The organism is Bacteroides sp. M10 (assembly GCF_014334015.1).
GTDB classification, from domain to species: domain Bacteria; phylum Bacteroidota; class Bacteroidia; order Bacteroidales; family Bacteroidaceae; genus Bacteroides; species Bacteroides intestinigallinarum.
The window spans coordinates 1,281,556-1,306,027 of sequence record NZ_CP060488.1 but is presented as its reverse complement, the minus strand read 5'-3'; the positions used below and the strand labels follow the sequence as shown (position 1 = coordinate 1,306,027).

General features: G+C 45.0%; 12 protein-coding genes and 1 pseudogene. 3 read left to right on the top strand and 10 right to left on the bottom strand.

The window, feature by feature from the left end; genetic code table 11:
* The first annotated feature begins 11 nt into the window (after positions 1–11).
* The 3 genes from H8796_RS04900 to cysK all read left to right on the top strand — a co-directional run bounded on the left by H8796_RS04900 (position 12) and on the right by cysK (position 3,537).
* A complete protein-coding gene (locus tag H8796_RS04900) occupies positions 12–1,184 on the top strand; it encodes an alginate lyase family protein (RefSeq protein WP_117932605.1) in 1,173 nt (390 codons plus the stop codon).
* 24 nt (positions 1,185–1,208) lie between these two features.
* On the top strand, positions 1,209–2,450 hold the full coding sequence (locus H8796_RS04895; protein ID WP_117932607.1) for a glycoside hydrolase family 88 protein: 1,242 nt from the start codon (positions 1,209–1,211) through the stop codon (positions 2,448–2,450).
* A gap of 139 nt (positions 2,451–2,589) precedes the next feature.
* Positions 2,590–3,537, top strand: coding sequence for a cysteine synthase A (cysK, locus tag H8796_RS04890; RefSeq protein WP_117932609.1), 948 nt, complete (start codon positions 2,590–2,592; stop codon positions 3,535–3,537).
* Positions 3,538–3,668: 131 nt separating this feature from the next.
* Here the strand turns inward: cysK and H8796_RS04885 are convergent, their stop codons facing one another.
* From H8796_RS04885 to H8796_RS04845, 10 genes and pseudogenes are all read right to left on the bottom strand, one after another.
* Positions 3,669–5,963: a glycoside hydrolase family 3 N-terminal domain-containing protein gene (locus H8796_RS04885; protein WP_117932611.1), complete on the bottom strand. Its 2,295-nt coding sequence runs from the start codon at positions 5,961–5,963 to the stop codon at positions 3,669–3,671.
* Between the two features lie 78 nt (positions 5,964–6,041).
* Entirely contained in the window at positions 6,042–7,304 is a 1,263-nt protein-coding gene (locus H8796_RS04880) for a hypothetical protein (RefSeq protein ID WP_117932613.1), read from the bottom strand.
* A 20-nt stretch (positions 7,305–7,324) separates the two neighbouring features.
* The gene (locus H8796_RS04875; protein WP_117932615.1) at positions 7,325–9,001 is read right to left on the bottom strand and encodes a SusD/RagB family nutrient-binding outer membrane lipoprotein; all 1,677 of its coding nucleotides are present in this window, start codon (positions 8,999–9,001) and stop codon (positions 7,325–7,327) included.
* Between the two features lie 11 nt (positions 9,002–9,012).
* The gene (locus tag H8796_RS04870; protein ID WP_117932617.1) at positions 9,013–12,201 is read right to left on the bottom strand and encodes a SusC/RagA family TonB-linked outer membrane protein; all 3,189 of its coding nucleotides are present in this window, start codon (positions 12,199–12,201) and stop codon (positions 9,013–9,015) included.
* A 20-nt stretch (positions 12,202–12,221) separates the two neighbouring features.
* The gene (locus H8796_RS04865; protein WP_117932619.1) at positions 12,222–13,037 is read right to left on the bottom strand and encodes a family 16 glycosylhydrolase; all 816 of its coding nucleotides are present in this window, start codon (positions 13,035–13,037) and stop codon (positions 12,222–12,224) included.
* 602 nt (positions 13,038–13,639) lie between these two features.
* The gene (locus H8796_RS04860) at positions 13,640–17,611 is read right to left on the bottom strand and encodes a hybrid sensor histidine kinase/response regulator transcription factor (protein ID WP_117932621.1); all 3,972 of its coding nucleotides are present in this window, start codon (positions 17,609–17,611) and stop codon (positions 13,640–13,642) included.
* 97 nt (positions 17,612–17,708) lie between these two features.
* A pseudogene (locus H8796_RS25595) lies at positions 17,709–17,846 on the bottom strand (helix-turn-helix transcriptional regulator); the annotation flags it as partial.
* A 224-nt stretch (positions 17,847–18,070) separates the two neighbouring features.
* Positions 18,071–20,473 carry a glycoside hydrolase family 3 N-terminal domain-containing protein gene (locus H8796_RS04855; RefSeq protein WP_117932625.1) on the bottom strand — a complete coding sequence of 801 codons (2,403 nt, stop codon included), beginning with the start codon at positions 20,471–20,473 and terminating at the stop codon, positions 18,071–18,073.
* A 7-nt stretch (positions 20,474–20,480) separates the two neighbouring features.
* Complete coding sequence (locus H8796_RS04850) at positions 20,481–22,793, bottom strand: glycoside hydrolase family 3 N-terminal domain-containing protein (protein ID WP_117932627.1); 2,313 nt, start codon at positions 22,791–22,793, stop codon at positions 20,481–20,483.
* Positions 22,794–22,836: 43 nt separating this feature from the next.
* Positions 22,837–24,471, bottom strand: a complete 1,635-nt coding sequence (locus tag H8796_RS04845; RefSeq protein WP_117932629.1) for a cellulase family glycosylhydrolase — start codon at positions 24,469–24,471, stop codon at positions 22,837–22,839.
* Position 24,472: the final 1 nt, after the last annotated feature.

The window sequence follows — 24,472 nt, the reverse complement described above, 5'->3', positions numbered from 1 at the left end:
TATACTTGAGTATGAATAAGATTATTAGATATTTGGCATTTTTATTATTATCCTTCACAGTGATGAGTTGTGATTCATCCGATGAAATGAAAGATATTACTATTTCTCCGAAGGAGGAAGTAAAGCCGCAAGTGGTCAAGGTATTCTCACATCCGGGTATCCTTTTTACTTACGAAGATATGGCCAGGATAAAGGAGCAGGCTTTTTATTATGCAAAACCTTGGAAACTGAGTTATGAAATGTTGAAAGGTCACGCTAATGTGAATTATGTAGTACAGGGTCCTTATGCGGAAGTAGAAAGAACAGAAGGAGTGAATAGTCCCGCAGCGGGAGCAATGAGTAGTGACTCCCAGATGGCATATCATTGTGCCTTAATGTGGGTTATAACAGGTGAACAGCGTTATGCTGATAAAGCTATTGAGATATTGAATGCCTGGTCGGGTACATTGACGGCTTTGATCGGGGGAGATGATATGCTGATGTCAGCATGGTATGGTTTCAATCTGATAAATGCTGCTGAAATATTACGTTATACAGATGCGGGATGGAAAGAAGCGGATATCATTCAGGCTGAAAAAATGTTTAAAGAGGTCTTTTATGACTTGATAAAAGACTGGAAACGTGGGCGCGCGGGAAACTGGGATACTGCGATAACCAAAATGCATTTAGCGGTTGGGGTATTTTTGGATGATAAAGAGATTTTTGACAGAGCTATCGCTTTTTATAATTCAACGACCGAGGGTAGTAACGGAACGTTGTCGAAGAACATCTATGATACCGGACAGAATTTTGAAAGTGGGAGAGATCAGACCCATGCGCAATATGGAATAGGGGGATTGGCAGAATCTTGTGAGGTGGCGTGGAAACAGGGAATTGATCTATATAAAAGTATGGACAATCGTTTGTTGAAAGGCTTTGAATATATGGCAAAATATAATCTGGGTAATGACGATGTTCCCTTTCAGGGGAATGTGTATGGAAATTCTATTTCAACGATCGACAGAGGAAATCTTCAACCTATCTATGAAATGGTGTACAATCATTATTATAATAGGAAAGGACTTTCAGAAGCAGAAGTGGAATATACTAAGAAAGCGGTAGATAAAGTGCGTGGACAGGGTGGTGAGAGCTGGAATGCGCAATGCCTGGGATTGGGAACGCTTTTATTTAATGAAAGTAAGTAGGAATATTATTTTATAAGAATCAAAATGAGAAATAGTAGATTCATTTTTGGTAGTTTTATCTTTATTCTGCTGGTGGGGTGTACTTCTGTAGACAGTAGAAAGCAGTTTGTAGAAGAGAATATTATCTATGCGTGTGAACAGACTCATTGTATGCTGACATCTTTAGGTGAAACGCAAGGGCGATATCCAAGAAGTACGAAAAAAGATGGCAGTTTATCTACGACAGATATCTATGGATGGACAAGCGGTTTTTTTCCGGGTACATTGTGGATGCTATATGAGCTTACAAACGATAGTTGCTGGAAGGAGAAAGCAGTGGAATGGACATTACCACTTGAGCCGAATAAGTATAATACAAAAGATCATGATGTCGGTTTTATGATGTACAATAGCTTTGGCAGAGGTTTTGCTTTGACGAAAGATAAAAGTTATAGAGACATTTTGGTACAAACGGCGAATTCATTAATGACGAGATTTAATCCGAATGTTCATTCAATCAAATCATGGGAAGGAGGGAAAGCACCCCATGACACAATAGTGTGGCAATTTCCTGTAATCATAGATAATATGATGAACCTTGAATTGCTTTTTTGGGCATCCAAAGAGACGGGGGATAAAAAGTATTATGATGTGGCTGTTACACATGCAAACACTACTATCAAGAATCATCTTCGGGAAGATTTCAGTTGCTATCATGTAGTCGATTATGATTCCATAACGGGAGAAATCAGGGATAAGGCCACTGCTCAAGGGTATGCCGATAATTCTGCCTGGGCGAGAGGACAGGCTTGGGGGATTTATGGATTTACAATGGTGTATAGAGAAACCGGGGATCCGAAGTATTTGTCTGTAGCACAAAAAATGGCTGATTTCTTTTTGAATAACCCGTCTTTGCCGGAAGATAAAATACCTTTATGGGACTTTAATGTTGGGCAGGATGGATATACAAAGGGATGGAAATTTGATGATACAAAGCTAGGTTATATTCCAAGAGATGCTTCTGCCGCTGCCATAGCTGCTTCTGCTCTTTTAGAACTATATCAGTATACAAAGAGTCCGGAATACTATGATTCGGCTGCCACGATGATTCACAGTTTGGCATCTGATCTGTATAGAGCAAAACTGGGCGATAATGCTGGATTTCTTTTGAAACATTCGACGGGCAGTCTGCCACATGGAAAAGAGATTGATGTGCCCTTGGTTTATGCCGACTATTACTTCCTGGAAGCCCTATCACGTTATTTGAATACTGATAAAGCGTCCTAGATACTAAAGAGTCGGTAGAGAATGAGCTTTTTAATCAGACAGATGTGGTATGAAATTACCACATCTGTGGTATTTCCCCTGAACAGAATCTGCACTATCTTTGTCATATCTTAAAACAAGAAAATTTAAAAACAGATATATGGAAAAGATTGCAAAGAAATTGACGGATCTAGTAGGTAATACTCCGTTATTGGAACTTAGTAACTATAATAAAAACAATGATTTGAAAGCCCGTCTGATTGTAAAGATTGAATCTTTTAATCCTGCGGGAAGTGTTAAGGACCGTATCGCATTGGCTATGATTGAGGATGCCGAAACGAAAGGTGTCTTACAATCCGGAGCAACGATCATTGAACCGACTAGCGGCAATACCGGTGTGGGATTGGCTTTTGTTTCAGCAGCGAAAGGCTATAAACTGATTCTGACGATGCCTGATACAATGAGCATTGAGCGACGTAATCTTCTGAAAGCCTTAGGAGCAGAATTAGTGCTGACTCCTGGTGCGGATGGTATGAAAGGGGCAATTGCCAAAGCGGAAGAATTAAAAACAGTAACTCCGGGAGCTGTCATCTTACAACAATTTGAGAATCCTGCTAACCCCGCCATGCATTTACGGACTACCGGCTTGGAAATATGGAGAGATACCGAGGGGAAAGTCGATATCTTTGTAGCCGGTGTAGGTACTGGCGGGACAGTTAGCGGTGTAGGTGAAGCGTTGAAGATGCGTGATCCGAGTATAAAGATAGTGGCAGTGGAACCATCTGATTCTCCTGTACTGTCGGGAGGAAAACCTGGTCCTCATAAGATTCAGGGAATCGGTGCAGGGTTTATTCCTAAGACGTACAAAGCCTCTGTTGTAGATGAAATTATTCAGGTGCAGAATGACGATGCTATTCGTACAAGTCGTGAATTAGCCAAACAAGAAGGTTTATTGGTAGGTATATCTTCGGGGGCAGCTGTATATGCTGCTACGGAGCTGGCGAAGCGACCGGAAAATGCGGGTAAGATGATCGTTGCGTTATTGCCTGATACAGGTGAACGTTATTTGTCTACCATTTTGTATGCTTTTGAGGAATATCCTTTGTGATAATGCTGCTTTTTTTCAGCTAAAAATAACTGCTCCTTTTGATTCAAACGACCGTCTTTTGTTGTAGACATACAATCGCTTGAATTAAAAGGAGCAGTTTGCATTAATAATGTACACTTACTTATAAATGCTTACTTATAAGTAATCGTCAATACTTGATTCCCGCATTGCATACGAAAATCCCCCTGTTCCAGCACCCATTGTCCATCAGCATTGACAAAAGCCAGGTCGCTGTCTTTGATGGATAGAGTGACAGTTTGAGTTTCGCCCGGTTGCAGTTCTACCTTTTTGAAGGCTCGTAACCTGCGGTTTTCAGGAGTAAGCGAAGCCACAAGATCACTGCTGAACAGCATGACAACTTCTTTCCCGACATATTTACCGGTATTGGTTACGTCTATGGAAAAGTGCAATTCATCTCCTGCGGTAAATGAGGACTGGTCCGTTTGGAAGTTGCTGTATTCAAAGGTAGTGTAGCTCAATCCATATCCGAAAGGCCATTGAACGGAGACTACCGCATTGTAGTCGTAAGCGCCTTCCATCTTGTCCATTTCTTCGCTCACCCGATAATCGTAGGTGGTTAGTGCCGCTTCGTGTCGCGGATATGTGTAAGGCATCTTGGCACTGGGGTTCACGTCTCCTGCCAGAATGTTTGCCAATGCGTCGCCGCCATAGTTTCCGGGTAATAGAACGTTAATAACAGCATCAGCCAATGGTTCCAAGTCGTTGATAATACGGGGACGACCTTCGTTGAGTATCAGGATAATCGGTTTTCCCGTAGCAGCAAGTGCCTTTACCAATTTGCTTTGGTTGGCAGAGATAGCAAGTTCGGAAAGGTTACCGGGTGTTTCACAATACGAATTTTCACCGATACAGGCGATAATAATATCCACGTTGCGGGCTGCGGCGACAGCTTTTTCGATTTCCGGTTCATTTTCTTCCATGTAAGCACCTTCGGGTTTGTAGGTTACTCCCTGTTCCAGGCGGACATGATCGGTGCCGAATTTGTTGCAGATTGCTTCATAAATGGTGTTATACTTGTCGGCAAATCTGTCGGTCAGATGTCCTTGCCACGAATAGCTCCAACCGCCGTTCAAGCAACGCATGGAGTTGGCGTTCGGACCGGTTACCAATATCTTTTTTCCTTGAGGAAGCGGAAGGATGTTATCCTTATTCTTTAGCAATACTTCCGATTCTTCGGCAGCATGAAGTGCGATCAGTGCATGTTCCTTGCTGCCGAAGAGAGGATAATCTTTCAGCAAGGTATTCGGATGGTCGAACAGACCCAAGCGGAACTTTAACCTAAGCACGCGGCGGACGGCATCGTCAATGCGGCTCATGGGTACTTTCTTCTCTTGCACCAACTCTTTTAGTAATGTACAATAATTGAGATCATACGGTTCCATAGCCATGTCTATGCCGGCATTGATTGCCATTTCGATGGCTTCTTTCTTGTCTGCCGCCACATGTTCACGGGTATAAAGATTGTTGATGTCCGCCCAGTCGGTGATCAACATTCCGTCCCATCCCAAGTCCTCTTTCAGCCATTTTGTGAGGAGTTCGTGGTCGGCATGCACAGGCTTTCCGTTGATGGAACCACTGTTGACCATTATGGTCAATGCACCTGCTTCTACACAGGCTTTGAACGGTGCAAAGCATTTTTCACGCAGTTCGGAAACGGATATATAAGCCGGCGTACGGTCTTTGCCGGTACGCGGCGAGCTGTATCCCATGTAATGTTTTACGGAGGTAGCAATCCGGTCGGCGGGAATATGGTTAGGGTCGTCTCCTTGGAAGCCTCGAACAGCATTGCTGCCCATAATGGCATTGACTAAACAGTCTTCTCCATAGTTTTCCCACACACGCGGCCAACGGGGATCGCGTGCCATATCGACAGTGGGGGAGTATGTCCAGGGACAATTGCTTGCCCTTGTCTCATAAGCCGTCACACGTGCCGCTTCGTAGGCCAATTCAGGATTGAACGCAGCACCCATATTGATGTTCTGGGGAAAGAGTGTGCCTCCTAATGTATAGGTAGTACCATGATTTTGATCCAATCCGTAGATGCATGGAATACCAATCTCTTTCATCGACAGTTCTTGTATCCGACCGATAATTTTGTTCCACTTTTCCGGGCTTTGTGCCACCGGACCGGGAGCATTGAGAAACGAACCTACCTTATATTCAGCAATCGCTTTGTGGAGTTTTGCCTCGTCCAATTGGAATTCTCCATTTATTGTCTCTCCTAATACATCAATGGCCAGCTCGGTCATTTGTCCTATCTTGGCGTCAAGGTCCATCTTTGATAGAAGGTCTTCCACTTGTTGTTCTATTTTTGCGTCTGCAGGAATGGCAGTGGGAACTGCCTGTTTGGAACAGGCAGTCACTGCGATGGATGCGGACATTAAGATAATATTTCTTAGTTTCATTATGATTTATTTTTTAAATAGCGTAGTTTCTCCAATCTGTCATTCAGAGCGAATGATTTGCACACTTGTGTAGGATAATTATTTCAGGGTTACCAAATCTACATAATAGCCATGTCCTACACAGATGAAGCCGTTTTCAGCTTGAATCTTATTCAACATATCTTGTGTCAGTACCAGTGTGTATTCACCGTTTTCCGAGAAGTCTATCGGATCTGTGAAGTATGACCAATTGCCGGTAGCAAGTCGCATCTGATGATATTCGGCAGTAGGTTCTATGGAATAGACTACTTTCAGTGTTGATCCGGCTGTGATACCGGCAAACACATCCATCGGAATCAAACCAAAAATTTTGTTGGGATCACCGTCCGGCATATCCCATGAAACGTAATGATGTCCCGACCAAAGCGTTGTTTCGGTAGATACGGTAACAGTCTGCTCGGTAGTCGTAGCATTATCGTTCAAGAACTGTACAGCCTCTCCGCCACGCGTCTTGCCTGTCATCGTATAGCTTCCATCAGACAAATCCGGACAAGTCAGCGTAATCTCCGTAGAAGATTGGTTGCTGAATTGAGACACTGTCTGCCCGCCGATGGTTAGAGAAGCGATGTTGTCGAGATTGATGCCGGAAATAGTCCAGTCCACGTTGGCAGTAGCCCGGTTGGCTCCCGAAATGATTAAGGAAGACTTAGTCACTTTTACCATGTCGGCTCCATATTCATTGCCTTCGGCATCTTGCAGAACGATACGGTAATCGCCTTCGTTTACGTCTGTCGGAACAGTGTATTCCAGATAGTCCCCATCTTCCGATTCAACATAAGTGGGATCGGTGACCGTGCTTCCTCCCAAGAGGATGGCTGTTACGTTCTGTAGATTACTACCATATAGACGGGCAGTCTTACCGGGAGATACAATCCGCTCAAAGGCTACTTCCTTGGATTGGGGGTCATCTGCCAATGGGTTGACCAATACCAATCCTTCACGGGAAGTCTTTTTCCCTTTCACGGTTTCTACTTCTATCTTCAAATTATACGTACCGGCTTTCAGGCTGCGGTTCATTTCCTTGTCGGAGTCGGTGCCCGATTCTACTTCCTGTCCGTCAATAAACCACGTGACTGTGGTGTAATCTTTCGGAGTTACGGTCAGTGAGATGGATAGGTTTGCATCCCGACTGATGTTGGCGAATGTAGCCAATTGACCATTTGTTCTGTCAGGGAACACCGGATCAAGGATATGCGGATCATCATTCTCTGTTATCGTAGCGAACGGTTCTTCGTCGGTGCATGCAGTAAATGTGGAGCCTACAGCGAGTAGGGCAAATAGTGCAATATATATCTTTTTCATAATGGATGATTATTTAATAGTTAGTTTTCAGTATCCCACCACAGAAGGACATGCCAATTATCTGTTCCTCCCATACGTTCAATGGCTTCGTTATAGTTATTCTTATTATATGAAGATTCCAATACAGGATAGCAGAGGCGAACCGGAATGTCCGTGCCACCGGTGAGATATTGTCCGAAACCATATTCTGCCGGTGATTTCAATTTCGGATAACCGGAACGACGCACGTTTGCCCAACATTCGGTAGGGTTGGTGAAGTGAAGAATCCATGCCTGCGTATTGATGGCTTCGAGTTTCTGATTGTCCGTGTGCCCGAAAGCCCCTTTGTTTTGAATGAATGCATCAAACTCTTCATCGGTGATAGCCGTGCAATCGTAGTTGTCTGTCAGGAAATCCATGGCCGCACGCACTCCTTGCTTGTACAGATTTTCTGCCGAAACACTTCCGACGTTCCATTTTTTTACGGTAGCTTCCGCCATCAGCAACTTCACTTCTGCAGAGGTCATCACTACACCCGGATTGTCGCTTTTAAGGAAATTATTGGCAAGTTTGGGTTCCACTTCACGAGCCATGGTTGCCGTAACGGAAGGATTGTTGACGGCTAATTCCGCACAAATATCGCTGTCGTAACCCGTAGGCCACGGTTCCCACGAATAAGCACCCGGGTCGCGCGGACTGAAAGCAATTCCTTTGTCAATCATCTCCTGGGTGATGTCGACACGATTGTCGGTACTGGTGGCACTCATCAGTCCGTCGTAATAGCAACGGGAAATTCTGAATGTACGGGGATCGCCGGAGTTGTATAACTGATTAAAGAAGGTAGAGCAGAGATAACTTGGATTGTTGGCGGGGTCGTTGCCGAACAACAGTTGCGACAATGAATTTCCGCGATAATCAGAGTAAGCTTCTTGTCCGAAACTAAATGCTATTGTTGTGTATTTGATGAGAGCGTCGCCGGAAGCGTCCGTTATCACACCGCCGTTGGCAGTTAAAGCGTTCTCAAATTCCGTTTGTGCCTTTGTCGGGTTGACATTGGAGATTCGCATGGCAAAACGAAGGCGAAGTGAGTTTGCCAGTTGTTGCCATTTAACCACATCACCGGCATAGATGAGGTCGCCTGTCACTTTATCTTTGGTCGGATCGATTTTATTGACAGCATCTTCCAGTTCCAGAAAGAAAGCGTTGTAAATATCTTCCTGTTTATCATACTTGGGATTGAACTTCCCTTCGAGGAATCCCAGTCCGGCTTCACTGAAAGGAGCGTCTCCGTAAGTGTCAGTGATGATAGACATGAGGTAAACCCGATAGATGCGGAGCACAGAGTTGATGTTCACTTTCTCTGCATCTTCGGCCGTGCGATATTCAGCGTCGGTAATGTTCTTCAGAGATTGGGTATAGAAAGATGTCCAGATGCGGCTCATTTCATTATTGTCCACTGTGTGGCGTCCACCATAGTTAGTGGTGTTCCAGCATCCCATCAGTTGTTGGGTGAACGCATAATGGTAGTTACGGTAGATCTCTATCATGCCCAAGTCTCCGTATGTTTGCAGTTGGGCAGTGGTGAGCTGTGCATTCGGGTCGATGGTAGCAGCCTTGGAAGGGTCAGTGTTCATGTTTTCCATGTATTCATCGCTACAAGAAGCGAAAAACAGGGTGCATGCCATCAGGATGATTGTGATGTATTTAGATTGTCTCATGATATCTCTTTTTAGAATTTCACATTTACATTAAAACCATAGCTTCTGCGTGAAGGCAATGAGCCGTATTCAAGTCCCATACCGGTGGTATTGTTATAGTTGGAATCCGGGTCGATATTCGGGATATTCTTCCATACGATGAATGGATTGCGGGCAACGAACGAAACGGTCAGTCCGCTTATTACGTTCTTTAGCCAGGATTTGGGTACATTATAACTCAATGTCAGTTCACGGCATTTCACATACGAGTTGTCGTAAATAAACATAGAAGGTGCATTACGGCAAACGCTCATCCAGTAGTCTTCGGGATTGATGTAGATGTCGTTGGGACGATAAGTTCCATCACCGTTGTCAATGACACCCGGAGCAACGAATCCACCTGTCGGTTTCCAGTTATCGGCTCCTTTCGCAATGCCGGCTGCTAATCTTTCTTCTTCCGAGCGATACCAGGCATCACGTCCAGCCAATGTCTCGGGACTTTTACCCGATTCGTGCGCGGCACGGGCAGACATGGAATAGAGGTCGGCACCTACTTTCACATCGAATACCGCTACCAGCGAAACATTCTTGTAGGTAAAATTGGTGAGCAATCCGCCTGTCCAATCCCAGGAGGCATTACCCAATACGTGGTTGCTTTTGTCATATTGCGGCAGACCGGTTTGCGGGTCAATCAGAATATCTCCCTTTTCGTTTCGTTGGAAGTCCGGGCCTACGATAGAACCAAAGTTTTCGCCTACCTTAGCGGCTACCTGAACGTCGAGCCAACTAGCTTTTTCCAGTTCAAACATATCCGATTCGCCATCCAGTTCTTTTACCTTATTGCTGTTTTTGGAGAAGTTCAGATTAATATCCCAGGAGAAATCACGTGTTTGAATCGGTCGTGTGCTAAGGGCAATCTCAATACCTTTGTTTTCTATTTTGCCGGCATTGATTAAGCGATAGTTATAACCGGTGGTCCAGGAACTTGCCATTCCCATAATCTGGTTTTTACTGATTTGAGAATAGTAGGTGAAATCCAGCCCGATACGGTTCTTCAGGAATTTTAATTCCAATCCCATTTCCACAGAATTTGTTTTGGTCGGTTTCAAGTTTTTGTTGGGGATGGTTCCGTTATCGATATATCCGATGGTATATCCGGGATAAGCATATTTGGATTTCGTATAGACAAGTCCCAATTGATAAGGATCGGTATCACTACCCACTTGCGCCCATGACATACGTAGCTTTCCGTAGGGCAGGAGGTCACCCAGTTGCGTCAGCTCGGAGAACACAAAGCTACCGGAGAAAGAAGGGTACATATACATATTGCTACTGACAGGAAGGGTAGACGATTGGTCGCCACGCAACGTAGCATCCAGGTAAAGCATGTGTTTCCATCCTACGTTCACTGCTCCGTAGACCGAATTAATCTGCTTGCGGTAACTGCCGGGCACTACACTGATCTCGTTGAAGCTCGTCAATGAAGGGACATCGCGTATCTTCATGTCTTGAGCGGTGGTAACAGTGGTCTGGTTGTTCACCTTATATACATTGCCGCCCAACGTAGCGTTGAAATCGAAATCACCCCAATGGTTGTTATAGAGAGCCAATACTTCAAAGTTGTACATGCGGTTGCGGAAAGCGCTGTTTTGAAGTCTTCCGGCTTCGAATCCGGGAGTGGTCGGCGCTTTGTAATCATCGAACGTGAACCAGTTGAGTTCGGCGCCCAATGTTGCCTGAAGTTTCAGGTGCTGGTCGATGTTCCATACAGCCTTGCCATTCATACGGAACAAGTCCTTCTTGGATTTATTGAAGTTCTTATAGATATCCCAGTACGGATTCACGTTGTAGGGATCCATACCGTTCCAGTTGGAATATTCGCCATCGGCAGTCTGATAGGTTTGTAGCCATTCCTGGTCGTAAGTGGTAGCGAGGGTCATCAGGTTTTTACCGATATTTGACTTGCTGTCGCCTAATGCCGGGCGGTTCTTCACGTCTTCCCGTGTATAGTTGACGCTGAAATCCAAGTCTACTTTTCCTGTAGACGTATTGGCACGCAGGTTGAAAATATCACGACTCATGTGCGTCTGGGGAACAATGTCTTTATTGCGCATGTCCGTATAGGTAAAGCGAATACCGGTTTTTCCGTTGTTCACACCTATGATGGCGGAGTTGGTGGCGGTGATACCCGTGCGGAAGAAGCTGGACGTATTGTCGGGAATAATCAGGAAAGGACGTTCCACGCCATCGAAATACTTCAGCATGTTTGAACCGTCTGCCTTGGGTCCCCAGCTTTTGTTTGTGTTGGATATGGCATCATAGCTATAAGTACCGTTGCTTCCCATACCGTATATCTGCTGCACTTCGTCCCATTTGGCGAGTTGGGTGTCAAAAGTCAGTGTTCCGTTATATTCTACGCTGACTTTGTCCTTGTTGGCGCGCTTGGTTGTAATCAAGATGACACCGTGGCTGGCACGGCTACCATAAAGAGCGGACGCTGCAGGACCTTTCAATACCGACATGTTTTCCACGTCATCGGCATTGATGCTTGAAATGCCGTCGCCCAAGTCGAAGCCACCGTTTGTACCGGCACTGCCGAAATTGGTATTATCCAGAGGTACACCGTCCACTACATAAAGAGGCTGGTTGTTTCCGGTCATTTCGGTACTGCCTCGCAGAATGACACGTGTAGAGCCGGAAGGACCGCCGGCAGTCTGGCTGACTACCAAGCCCGGCACACGTCCTGCCATGGAGTTGATGAGATTCGTTTCTTTGGCTTTGGTTAAGGCTTCACCTTTTACTTCATCAATGCCGTAGCCCAATGCTTTGCGTTCTCTCTTGATACCGAGGGCGGTGACCACCACTTCATCCAATGCTTTGGCATCTTCTTTCAAAGTGATATTCAAAGGACCTTTTCCCACTTTCACCTCTTCGGATTTATAACCTACGTAACTGACAACGAGCGTAGCTCCTGCTTTTACGTTTAAACTGAAATTTCCATCCAAATCGGTAATGGTTCCGTTGGCAGTTCCTTTTTCCACTACAGAAGCCCCGATGATGGGACCTGTGGCATCGTTCACTTTTCCGGTTACCTTGTTACTTTGTTGTTGAACAGCTTGTGAACTTGGTTCTGTTGCTGCATACACTTGCTGGAAACTTCCCGCCATCCCAAGGGCGAGCGTTCCGCAAAACAATAGATACTTACATTTTTTCATATTCATAGCATGTATATTTAAGATTCCTATAATATTCTCACCCAGTCGATGTACATATTTACTTTTTGACCGTCTTTCAGGCCTGTCAGTTTATTGACGTCGGTAATTCCTGTAAACGCACCTCCCACGGCGAGGTTGAACAGGACGTAGAAGTTGTCGTGAAAGTAAGAGTTCGAGCTAATGTCGAATGTATGGAACTTCACGTTGTCGACGGATATGGTCAGGCTGTTTTCATCCCAATCCAGAGAGTAGGTGTGATAATTGCCGTCTTGCAGACTGTTGGCAACATTGGCTTTGTAGTATTGCTGTTCGTGATCCGCCACGCTGGCACCATAGTGAATGGCGGTGTTCACTTGTTTTTCCGAATCGCCCGCAGCCATTCCGCTCTGTTCTCCCATTTCCATAATATCGATCTCTCCGCATGCCGGCCACTGTTTGTCATTGTCTCCCATCATCCAGAATGCAGGCCAAAGTCCGCCGTTGGTCTTGGGAAGCTTGATACTTGCTTCTATCTTGCGATACTTGAAATTCTTTTTCCCTTTTGAATTGATTCTGCCGGAATAGATTTTATTCCCTTTGCGTTCGGCAGTCAGAATCAGAACTGATTTATCCCCGTCCTTTCCTACTGATACATGGGCGGCATCGTATGCTTGCAGTTCTTGATTGGTCCAACCGGGTTCATGAGTTTCTTTCGTCCATACTTTTTCGTCGAAAAAGTTGAAATCATCTTTAAAAAGAATGTCTTGTGGATTCTCCTCCGGTTCCGTTCCAACAGAATCAGACGAGCAGGATTGTTGCGCGAAGCAAACGGATAAAAATAGAAATAGTGCTACTTTTTTCATCGTTTTAGCATTTTAAAAGGTTGAACGTAATATGTGCTTTATACTTGTAAAGCCTGGTGCAAAGATGCTAATATCAGGCTAAAACGATGGTCAGATTGCTGACATATAAGGTTTGATTGCTGACAAATCTGCTGATTTTTATCGAACGGACGTTATCCTGCCCATTCTTTTTCAAAGATTGTTTCGGTGCGGAAAGGAGTCAAATACTATTTTTATTTCTTTGTTTGCCTAATCAGATTAGCTCCGTTAGCTATTCTTTTTTCGTTCCACTATAGTGTTCCGCAAAGATAACTATAGTGTACCTTGCGTACCACTATAGTCGGACGCAAAGTGTACTATAGTGGAACGAAATAAAAGTAGCGAATAAAATAAGTTTGAATAGGGAACCAGCTATAAAAGAATAGCTATAGAGAGCAATAAGAATAAGAGACTATCCTTGTTTAATTCATAACCAGTACGGTTATGAACTAAATTGTAAATTAAGGATTAGGCACGGATTACACGGATAAACACGGTTGCTTTGCGTAATCATTGCATTAAAACCGTGAAATCCGTGTAATCCGTGCCTAAAATATATTCCTTTCTTATCTTTTAAAGGTTGTCTATTTCCCACTATATTTACTCGGCTGCATCCCGAATTGTTTCTTGAACAATGAACTGAAATATTTCGTGTTGACGAATCCTGTTTCGGCGGCGACATCGGTTACGCTTTTGCCTTCTTTCAGCAGTTCGGCAGCCTTCTGAAGTCGGATGATACGGATAAATTCCTGTGGCCCTTTTCCCGTCAGTGATTTAAGACGACTGTAGAACAGTGTCCGGCTCATTGCCATTTCATGACACAAGAGATTGATGTTGAAATCGGGTTCATCCAAATGTTCAAGAACGAAGCGGGTGGCTTGCATAATGAATTGGCGGTCACCCTCGGCCATTGTTTCGCTTGCTGTCGTTGCGCTTTCATTGTCGACACTTTCATTGCTTATATTACTTTCATTGTCGTTATGTTTGCTACCCGCCTCTACTTGAGCGATGGCCTGTCGCATGAAGAACTGCCGTTGTCTGTTTCGATTGTCAATCAATCCTTGCACTTTTAGTTTCAGAATTTCGGTACTGAATGGCTTGGGGATGTAATCATCCGCGCCTTTCTTCAATCCTTCCACTATTGCTTCATGGTTAGCCTTTGCCGTCAGCAGAACGACAGGAATACCCGATGTGTCGGGATTCTCTTTGACCAGTTTGCAAAGTTCGTCCCCCCGTATGCCGGGCATCATGACGTCGGAGAGGATGATATCCGGATATTCATTGGCGAGGCAGGCGATAGCTTCGTCTCCGTTGGCGACATCAATTACCCGATAGAGGTGTTCAAAGGTCTGGCGGAGGTAGTGACGGAGAGTCTCGTGGTCTTCTACAATGAGCAATGTATTCCGGTCGTCCGGATCTTTTATCTTGTCTGTTTCGTGGTTGTTTTTATCCGATGTGTCGGTAAAGTGTTCGAGGGATGCTTCGTGTGACACGGGTTCGGCTACGGTGGTAGTTCGTGGCAATGTTACGGTGAAAGTAGTTCCCTTGCCCTCCTCGGAACAGAAAGTGATTTTTCCATGTAGCATCTTTACAATGCGCTGCACCTGCAATAGTCCGAATCCGGTTCCTTCTTCCTGTGACTGCCGGGCATTTTCGGCTCTGTAAATATCGGAAAAGATATGCTTTCTCGCTTTCTTTGGTATACCTATTCCGTTATCTTTCAACGAAAGGATGGCTTTGCGTTTCGTAACTTTCAGATCCAGGCTGATTGCTCCTTGGGGCATTGTGTATTTGCAAGCATTGGACAGAAGATTGTCGAGTAACATCTCTATCAGATGCTTGTCTGCCGAAACGAAAATGGATTCGTCGGGTTGGGTCAGATTCAGTGTCAACTGCTTCTTCTCGCAAAAAGACCGGAAGACGGAGACTTCTTTCAGCAAAACTTCATTCAGACAAAGCGGAGTCGATAAAAAGGAATGTTTGTGGGCGTCTACCTTTTCAAATTCGAGCAACTGTGTGATGAGTGAATGGAGCTTGCGGGTACTTTCATGGGCCAGATTCAGGTAATAACGGGCTTTGTCCGAAAGATCTTGTTCCCGGTTCAAATCCTCCAGCGGTGCCATGATAAGCGTCACCGGCGTGCGAATGTCATGCGCTGTGTCGATGAAGAAACGTATTTTGTCTTCGTCGTATTTCTTCTGGAGTTGGTTGCTTTTATACCGCAGGATGAAATAGAAAATGAAGCCTATTATAAATAGGTAAATAGTCCAAGCCCACCACGAGTTCCACCATGGCTGGCTCACGTGTACTTCTAAGGTGTTTTCGGAGATAGTCTTTCCGTCGCTGCGCCGCAGACTGCGCACCTTAAAAAGATAAGTGCCCGGTGATACTTTGGTGTAGGATGCTTTTCCCTCGGCAGACGGTTTACTCCAGTCATTGTCATACCCCTCTAAAATGTGCTGATAGACAATATCGCGCTGGAAACGATAGTTGATAGATTCAAAAGAAATAGTAAACGAGTTATATTTATAGCCGAGCTGTACGGCATGGTCGGCAAGCATATCATGAATGGCGGGTTTCAACGATTCTTCTTCCTTGGCGTTTTGATAGTCAACTGTCAGTCCCGTGAAACGCAGGAGCGTCCAGTAGTCAACGGTTGAAATGTCGAGTGGCATGATAAAGACAGCGCCATCCGTGCTGCCATATACAAACTCACCGTTCATTAATCGGGCAAACGAAGACTTGTTATATTCCTTGTCTATATTGCCCGCATAATTGAGGTTCGACACGCGCAGGCTGTCTATCAAGGCAATTCCTTTTCCGGTGCTGACCCACAAGCGTTTCTTGTCGTCTCGCTGCAAGCTATATATATCGTTGGACGGCAATCCTTCTTGAACAGTGAAAGTTTTTACCGTTCGGTTTTTCATGTCATACAGGTTCAATCCTCCCCCTTCGGTTCCCAGCCACACTGTTCCGTCGTCATTGAATAGCATGGAGATGATATAAGCACTGACATTCTGATTGTGAAATTCCTGTGAATTGGCATAGTGCTGTATATTTCCTGTGTGTTTGTTCACCAGAAAGAAACCGTTGACGGTAGCCACCGCTACCTGGTTTCGGTCGATAGGTTCAATGGACTGCACCCAGTTCACGTCGAAGGAACGTCTGTTGCCTTTTTCTTTTTCGAACATGATTAGGCATCCGTCCAGACCTCCTATCCATAAGTCCCCCTCCATGTCTTGTCTGACGGAGAAAATATAATTGGTAGTCAATTGCCCTTGTTGTTTGGTGAGATGACGTAGCACGCGCCCGCTGTTATCCAATAGATACACCCCGTCTCCGTATGTTCCTACCCATACGTTTCCATTTCCGGATGTGCAAAGAGAAATGGTTACAATTTCTTTCAGCACGTGTTTCCAGGTGCCTGACAGGGTGTTTCGGATGCTGATTCCATTATCGGTAGCAAACCATTGGTTGCCATCCGGGTTTTCTTCGATATCATTCACGTTATTGCTGATGAGGGAATGGGTGTTTCCCTTTTCATGCGCTAATATCGAGATGGGATGTTTCAGCAGGATAGCTACAGATACGCCTCCCGTATAACTACCTATCCAGATGTTACCCTGATCGTCTCTGGTTACGGCATATATGCCGTTTCCCCGCAGGTAAGTATCTGTGTCATCTTTGGTATTCATCAGTAAACGGGCTTTCTGTGTGTCTTTATCTATCGCATACACGCCGCCACCGTCCACGCCTATAAGTATGGTATGCTCATCATAGTCTGTAATTGCCCGTATCGGATGAAGGAACGTATTCCCTTGTCCCTCCAGCGTAAATACTTTGGAAGTGTTGAGGTTCATTACAGACAAGCCGCTGCCAAATGTTCCTATCCAGAGTTCTTTTTTCGGTTTGTCGCAGAACAATGTCTGTACATTCCATCCTTCCAGCAGTTGGTGTTTTCTATCCGGCAGGGCGTGTGAAAGTTGCCAGACTCCGTTAGAAGTACCCACAAAAAGTGATTCGCCGGCAAATGCGATGTCGTTGACATATTGTCCTTTGAGTACGGCAACTATACGATTGTCCGCTTCTTGCTTGTATAGTCCTTTATCAGATCCCATCCACCAGGTTCCGTCATCATCCAAACAAAGTTTGTTCAAGATGACTTCTTCCTGAATCAAATGTCCCAGATGGAGGATTTGTTCAAAATGATCGTAGATAGTGGAGTATCGGTAGATTCGTCCGGTGTGGTCGTAGGCAAACAATCCCTGTCGGGCGTCGTATAATAAGTAAAGCCTGCGTCCGGCAAGATCACCATAATAGAAGTTACCCGGTAAATCATAGTTCTTTACCGTATAGCCGTTGTATCTGTCTATCCCGGTTTTTGTGGCAATCCACATAGCACCGTCTCCATCCTCGACAATCGAAAAAACACGTTGACTACTAAGACCTTCCGCATAGCCTACATGCCTGACATCGAACATCCGGCTGGTCAGTTTGGCTTTGACAGCCATACTTATCATTAGTAGTATGGTGATAACAAGATTAAAACGAACCATATTCTTTGTAATTGTGTGACATTACAAAGATAAAGTTTCTTTAGAAAATCCCAACAGAATAGGGGGTGAAATTACAAGGAATATTCAGTAAATGTTTCTATGTAAAGTTAATCAGAAAATCAACAAGATTAATATTTCCGGGAATGGCAAGTTTCTTTCTTATTCGATAACGGGCTGTTTCTACCCCACGAATAGTAAGGTTGGTGAATTGGGCAATATCTTTAGTCGATAAATCTTTTTTTCGAGTGAACAGACGAATACGTTCTGTATAAATAGGCTTATTGATAAGTTTCGTCTTTTTATAAGTTATAGTTGATATACAGAATAAATATAGCAATTTTATTAAGCATAACTTATGCCCCTATTATAATTGATGAAAGAAAAATAAATAAGAATGTGAGGTAGCCTAAATATTAGGGGGCTGCCTCACATTGCTTTTAGTGACTATCTTAGATTTATTTATTGAACCTCAAAACTTCCCTTCAACCGAATATCCTCCGAAGAAGCCCCTACCATCACCGAGAAACTTCCCGGCTCTACTGTAAACTGATTATTCTTATCCCATAACCCCAAGTCTTGAGGAGTAAGGGTAAAGCTAATCGTTTGTTCTTCTCCCGGTTGCAAATGAATACGTTCGAAACCGCGTAATACTTTATCGTAGGTTGTTACGCTACTAAAATCATCACGGATATAAAGCTGGACTACTTCATCCCCTGCTTTCTTTCCTGTATTCTTTACAGTGCATGAAAGAGTGATATTTTCTTGTGCCCCGATAACCGGTTTGGAGATTTTTAAGTCTGAATATCCGAAGGTCGTATAGCTTAGACCATATCCGAAAGGATAAAGCACACCGGCAACACGGACTTTTCCTTTAGAATCCGAACCCGGTTTGAATGGGAAAGCGAAAGGTATCTGTCCCACAGATTTCGGGAAAGTAACTGCCAGACGTCCGCCCGGGTTATAGTCTCCGAAAAGAACCTTGGCAATGGCATCTCCCATGAATTCGCCGGGGAACCAGGCATGAATGATGGCAGGAACATATTTGTTTGCCCAGTTGATTGTGGCTGCTCTTCCGTCTACCATTACCAGAACGACAGGTTTTCCTGTGGCATAAACAGCTTCCAATAATTGCTGTTGGCGCCCGCAGAGATCGAGGTTGGTACGTGAAAATTCTTCCCGAACCGTCTTCTCATTTCCACCTAATACAAGGATAGCGACATCCGAAGCCTTTGCTAATTCTACGGCTTCATTAATCATTGCTTGCTCCTGTGTGTCTAATGGAACATTGTATAGTTCACTCTCCGGGAAATACTTATCAATAATATCACAACCTTTTGCATAGCGAACTTCTGCATTGGGCAGATATTCTTTGATTCCCTGATAGACAGTCTTTATGGATGCATTGGCAGGACCATATCTGCAAGTCAGTTCTTTCACTTCTTCGGCATTTGGACCGATAACTGCTATCTTGCTAAAACTCTTGGATAGCGGAAGCATCTCTTTTTCATTCTTCAGAAGCACGATGGATTCTAAAGCTGCTCTCATAGATACATCCTGATGGGCGGCGTTATGCACTACCACTTCCGGGCGACGGTCATCACCGGGATACGGATTATCAAAAAGCCCCATCATAAACTTAACGCGAAGAATCTCACTGACACGTTGATCAAGCGTATGCAGAGAGACTTTGCCCTCACTAATAGCACGGCGCAATGGAAGAATAAAATCCTGTGGCGGAGTGAAGTTGGTGCGGATATTCAATCCGGCATTTACCACTTGTGCCGCCATTTCTTCTTCAGTCGGAGTGATACGATGTTTAGTGTGTAGAAATTCCACCGCTTCACTATCCGAAACTACATATCCCTTAAATCCCCACTGCTGACGCAAAATTTCCGTAAGGAAATGATAACTTCCGGAAACAGGCTCCCCGTCATAGTCATTGTAAGAACTCATGACGCCCAATGCACCCGCCTCCTGAATACCTTTACGGAATGGTTCCAGATACAGAGTTTTCATCTCACGCGGAGCCACGTGCGGATCGGTACGTGTACCTCCATCGCGTCCACCGACCGGAATACTATAAACGGCAAAATGCTTCGGAGTGGCAACGATTCCTTCACTTTGCAGACCAAGAATCATTTGCTTACCCAATTCGCCTACCAGATAAGGATCTTCTCCGTAACTTTCAACTACACGTCCCCAGCGAGGATCTTGTGCGATGTCCAGAATCGGAGCATAAATATTGGTATATCCGAGTGCTTTCGCCTCATCAGCAGTGACTTTCGCAATTTCCCGGATTAGTTTTTTGTTCCACGTGGCACCTTGCCCGCATTGAGCGGGAAACATGGTAGCCCGGTCGTGACATAATCCGCGTATTCCCTCATTGGTAAAATCGACCGGAATACCCAGTCGTGTCTGTTCCACAAACCAGCGCTGAACAGTGTGGCGATTCTTCACACTGTTGGCATACGGATAGGAGATTTCAGAACCGAACTTACCCAGTCCATTGGCCTGCTCGTCGATATTTCCGATACCGTCTTTCCAGATTTCTGTAGACCATCCGTCGGTAGGCCATGCATCTTTCAACACCCGTCCCGAACCGTAGAGAGTAGCCATCTGACAGGTCTTCTCCTCCAGTGTCATTTGCGAAAGCAAATCCGCAATACGGGCTTCGATAGGCGCGGAAGGATCTTCATATACATCCTTTACACCGTTCTTGTTGAAGTCAATCCAGGTCTTTTTGTATATATCCTTTGAGTTGTTGCCGGATTTCTTACCGGCAGGTTGGTTGCTTGCCGAAACGCTGCCGGTATAAACACTTCCGGCAGACAATAACAGGGCGAGACATAGTAATTTCTTCATATCTATTTTATTTCACTGTAAGTATAATGCTTTGCAGATCGGTATCTCTTGAAGAAGCTCCCACCATAATCTTGAAAGTTCCTTTTTCCACTCCATAGTGCATATTAGCGTCATAGTAGGACAGCATTTCGGGAGTAAGAGTAAATGAAACCTCTTTCGTTTCTCCTGCTTTCAAAGGTATGCGGGCAAAGTCCTTCAACTCCTTTACAGGGCGGGTAGCAGAACTGTATTCGTCGCGGATATAGAGCTGAACCGTTTCTTCACCATCCATTTTTCCGGTATTCGTGACATCTACAGTTACTTTCACGCTTTTGTCAGGAGTGGTCGTTGCTTCAGACAGTTTGAGGTTTTCATATTTATACGTCGTATAACTCAAACCGTAACCGAACTCGTACAAAGGTAATGAATTTCCTGTTGCATACGGAAACCAATGGTTGGTAAATTTATGATTGTACATACATTGAATCTGTCCGGTGCTTCTTGGAATCGTAATCGGCAGTTTACCGCTTGGGTTCACTTTTCCGTAAAGAATCTCCGCCAAAGCCTGTCCTCCGGCTACTCCCGGCTCCCATGCTTCGATGATACACGGCATATTTTCATCTATCCATTCGGTAGTCAGCGGACGGCCGTTGACAAGGATAACGACTGTCGGAACCCCCGTAGCAGCCACAGCTTCCACCAGTTCCTGTTGACGTCCCGGCAAAGAAAGCTCGTAACGGTCGCTGTTCTCTCCACACGTCTTCTCGTTCCAATGATAACGCATTGAGTTTTCTCCTACCACCAGAATCGCCAGATCGGAGCTGCGTGCCTGTTGCACTGCTTCCTTTATTTGATTGTCCGATAGCAAACGTACATTCCAGCCGAGATCAAGGAAATTATAATTCGTTTCGGGGCTGATAGCTTTCAGACCTTTCAATACGGTAGTGACATGTTCTTCCGGCTGTTCCATTGCCCAGTCACCTAAGATAGACTGATTGTTGGCATTATGTCCGGTAACAAACACTTTCTTATATTTCGAAGCATCCAATGGCAGCATATTACCTTCATTTTTCAACAGGACGATAGACTTCCGCGCTCCTTCCAGTGCCGTTTGCTGATGTTTCTCATTAAAGACAATTTCATCTTTCTTTTTCAGGTCGATAAACGGATTCTCGAACAATCCTAACCTGAATTTAACTTCCAGAATCTTAGAAACGGCAGCATCTATCTGCTTTTCAGGAATACTCCCTTCTTTCACACACTCAATGATAGCTTCGTAGAATTCCGGTCCATGCATGTGCATTCCCATTCCGGCATCTACACTGATCCGGTAAGCGTCTTTCAGCGTTTCGGCTACGTTGTGATAGTCGTGCATGCGCTCAATATCCATCCAGTCGCTGACAACAAAACCGTCAAACTTCCACTGATTGCGTAATACTTCCGTCATCAGATACTTATTTCCGTGACAAGGAATCCCGTTCAACTCATTATGAGCCGTCATCACTGTAAATACACCCGCTTCCAGACAATCTTTGAAAGGCGGGAAAAATACCTCCTGCAACGTTCTTTCCGATAACTCGGCAGGAGCACCGTTGATTCCGTTGGCTGGCTGACTGCCACCTACAAGATGCTTTGCACACGCAATCACTTTATCGTTTCCCGTGAAATCCTTTGTCTGGAATCCGCGTACGGTAGCCGCCCCCATCTGTCCTACCAGATAGGGATCTTCGCCGAATGTTTCGCCCACACGTCCCCAGCGAGCGTCACGTGCCACTTCCACGTTCGGAGTAAACGTCCAGTGCATACCGCTGGCACGCATTTCAATAGCAGTCTCCCGCGACATCCGTTCTACCAGTGCAGGGTCAAAAGTAGCTGCCTGTCCGATAGGAGTGGGGTAAATGGTCGAACCACGATACAAACCGTTTCCATGAATGGCGTCAATGCCAATCAGGAGTGGAATCTTCAGGCGGCTTTGCTGTGCCAGCGATTGCAGATAGTTGGCTTCTTCGGCCTTTACCACGTGCAGGAACGAGCTAATCAGTCCTTTTTTCGTCATCTCTTCCACATCGGAAGAATGTAGATTGGGATAGAAACCCTGCGAATGACTGTGTTTCAAGTCTTCGGCAGACATATCCTTTTCTGCTTTCTTCATGTGTTCCAATCCCACGTATTGGCACATTTGGGCAACTTTTTCCTCCAATGTCATTTGAGACATCAGGCTGGAGACACGTTCGGACACAGGCAGCGTAGGATCGGTGTAATCTTTGCTTTTATCCTGACAAGCTAATGTGGAAATGCCGATAGCACAACAAATTCCCATAGCGATGAATGTTTGTCGCATATTTCTTTTTTAATTTGAATGATTATTGTTATCTGAATGACTATTATTTAGTTAACAAATCCAGTACCTCTTGTTCAATCACGTTTCCTTGTGAATCGCAGAAACCGAATCCTGCTTTATATTCCCAATAAGAGTAGGAGATGTGACGATCCTTCAAGATAGATACTACGTCCCGTATCCATTCCATTCTGTCGGCAGCCGGAGTCTTTTTGTAGCAACCGAATTCACCGCAGTAGAGTTGTACGCCGAGACTGGTAGCTTTCATCTCCGCTTTCAATACGAGTGACTCAAGCGTGGTTTTATCATACGTTCCCATATAAGGAGTCACCAATTTTTGCATCGCTTCGGATAGTTGGTTGAAGTCCGCCTCTTCTATCAGTTCGCCCGGATAGTGAATGGGTACATTCAGGTCTTTTTCTTCCGTCCACTCGGCTTGGTAGTGCGTGAGGGGATGCGGGTTGTAGAAGTGGAAACTCAAGATGATATTCGGATCACCGCCGGGAATAGTCAGCTCGTTGAAAGTGTTGACACTCTGCCAGCGGTTAGAGCCGATGATGAGTTTACGTTCGGGTTCCGTTTGCCGGAGTTCACGAATCAGTTGGGCGGAAAGAGAGTTCCATTGTGAGGCGTAAGGGGCTACCGGTTCATTCAATAACTCGTAGGCAACGAGATCGTTGGGATACTGGTTCAGTTCTTCCGCCAGCGTTTTCCATAAGTCGAGATATTTGTACTGGGCGTCTTTGTCTGTCCAGAGTTTGGGGACAACGGTGGTAGTTCCACTTTCAGGGTAAATCTTGTTGTCACCAGTTTTACTGTCGGAGAAGAATACATCGTCGAAATACATCGTTTCTCCTTCTTCCGGACGGAGAGCCACGCGACCGCAGTTTTTGTTATAGTTGGATACATCTACGGCGATTTCTTCCCATTCATTTGCTGTAGTATTGGTATATCCGTAGTAACCGTCGTTCGTATTGTTCTCGTCACTCAATACAACGGTAATAGTGCTTTTGGTGCTTTTGTATATTTTGGCACGCAGGTACTTGAACTGCATTTTGCCTGACCCGACAGGAATAATGGAAAAATCCTTTTTCTTGGCGTTCGACCAAGTGTCCACTCCTGATTTTCGTACCACAGAGAACACCCTGTTGCTGGTGTTTATACCGCTTTTGCTGGGATTATCTACATTGTTCACCGTCACGCCGGAGCCATTGGCAAACCATCCCGCCCATTTCATATCTTCAAATGTGTCGTAGAAACTCTCAATCGGGTCGCCCGATGTAGTGACCGTTGTATTGAAGTTGTGATCGCGCAATACGTGCAGGTCTACAATCACTTTCATTCCGGCATCCCGACACCATCCTATGGCATTGTGCAACAGTGTGAATGCTTCCGGTATCTTCTGACCGTCTTCCGTGAAGAACAGTTTTTCGTTTATCGGCAGACGGATGTGGTCGAAACCGTATCCGGCCAGCTTTTGTGCTTCGGCTTGTGAGAAGCCGTTGGCGGGGATGGCGTCTACCTGCGACAGCCAGTTACTGATATTCACCCCTTTGTTGATGGCAAAAGGAACATAGTTTTGCGGTTCTCCTCCGTTGCTGATTACTTCATCTTTTTCGGAACAGGAGGCTATCAGGCATGCAAACAGACAGGCCAGATAGATTATAAGTCTTTTTTTCATA

What these genes read in the sequence shown, in the direction of transcription:
- H8796_RS04900 (WP_117932605.1), top strand. Translation starts at nt 12, where the DNA reads ATGAATAAGATTATTAGATATTTGGCATTTTTATTATTATCCTTCACA.
- H8796_RS04895 (WP_117932607.1), top strand. Translation starts at nt 1,209, where the DNA reads ATGAGAAATAGTAGATTCATTTTTGGTAGTTTTATCTTTATTCTGCTG.
- cysK (WP_117932609.1), top strand. Translation starts at nt 2,590, where the DNA reads ATGGAAAAGATTGCAAAGAAATTGACGGATCTAGTAGGTAATACTCCG.
- H8796_RS04885 (WP_117932611.1), bottom strand. Translation starts at nt 5,963, where the DNA reads ATGAAACTAAGAAATATTATCTTAATGTCCGCATCCATCGCAGTGACT.
- H8796_RS04880 (WP_117932613.1), bottom strand. Translation starts at nt 7,304, where the DNA reads ATGAAAAAGATATATATTGCACTATTTGCCCTACTCGCTGTAGGCTCC.
- H8796_RS04875 (WP_117932615.1), bottom strand. Translation starts at nt 9,001, where the DNA reads ATGAGACAATCTAAATACATCACAATCATCCTGATGGCATGCACCCTG.
- H8796_RS04870 (WP_117932617.1), bottom strand. Translation starts at nt 12,201, where the DNA reads ATGAATATGAAAAAATGTAAGTATCTATTGTTTTGCGGAACGCTCGCC.
- H8796_RS04865 (WP_117932619.1), bottom strand. Translation starts at nt 13,037, where the DNA reads ATGAAAAAAGTAGCACTATTTCTATTTTTATCCGTTTGCTTCGCGCAA.
- H8796_RS04860 (WP_117932621.1), bottom strand. Translation starts at nt 17,611, where the DNA reads ATGGTTCGTTTTAATCTTGTTATCACCATACTACTAATGATAAGTATG.
- H8796_RS04855 (WP_117932625.1), bottom strand. Translation starts at nt 20,473, where the DNA reads ATGAAGAAATTACTATGTCTCGCCCTGTTATTGTCTGCCGGAAGTGTT.
- H8796_RS04850 (WP_117932627.1), bottom strand. Translation starts at nt 22,793, where the DNA reads ATGCGACAAACATTCATCGCTATGGGAATTTGTTGTGCTATCGGCATT.
- H8796_RS04845 (WP_117932629.1), bottom strand. Translation starts at nt 24,471, where the DNA reads ATGAAAAAAAGACTTATAATCTATCTGGCCTGTCTGTTTGCATGCCTG.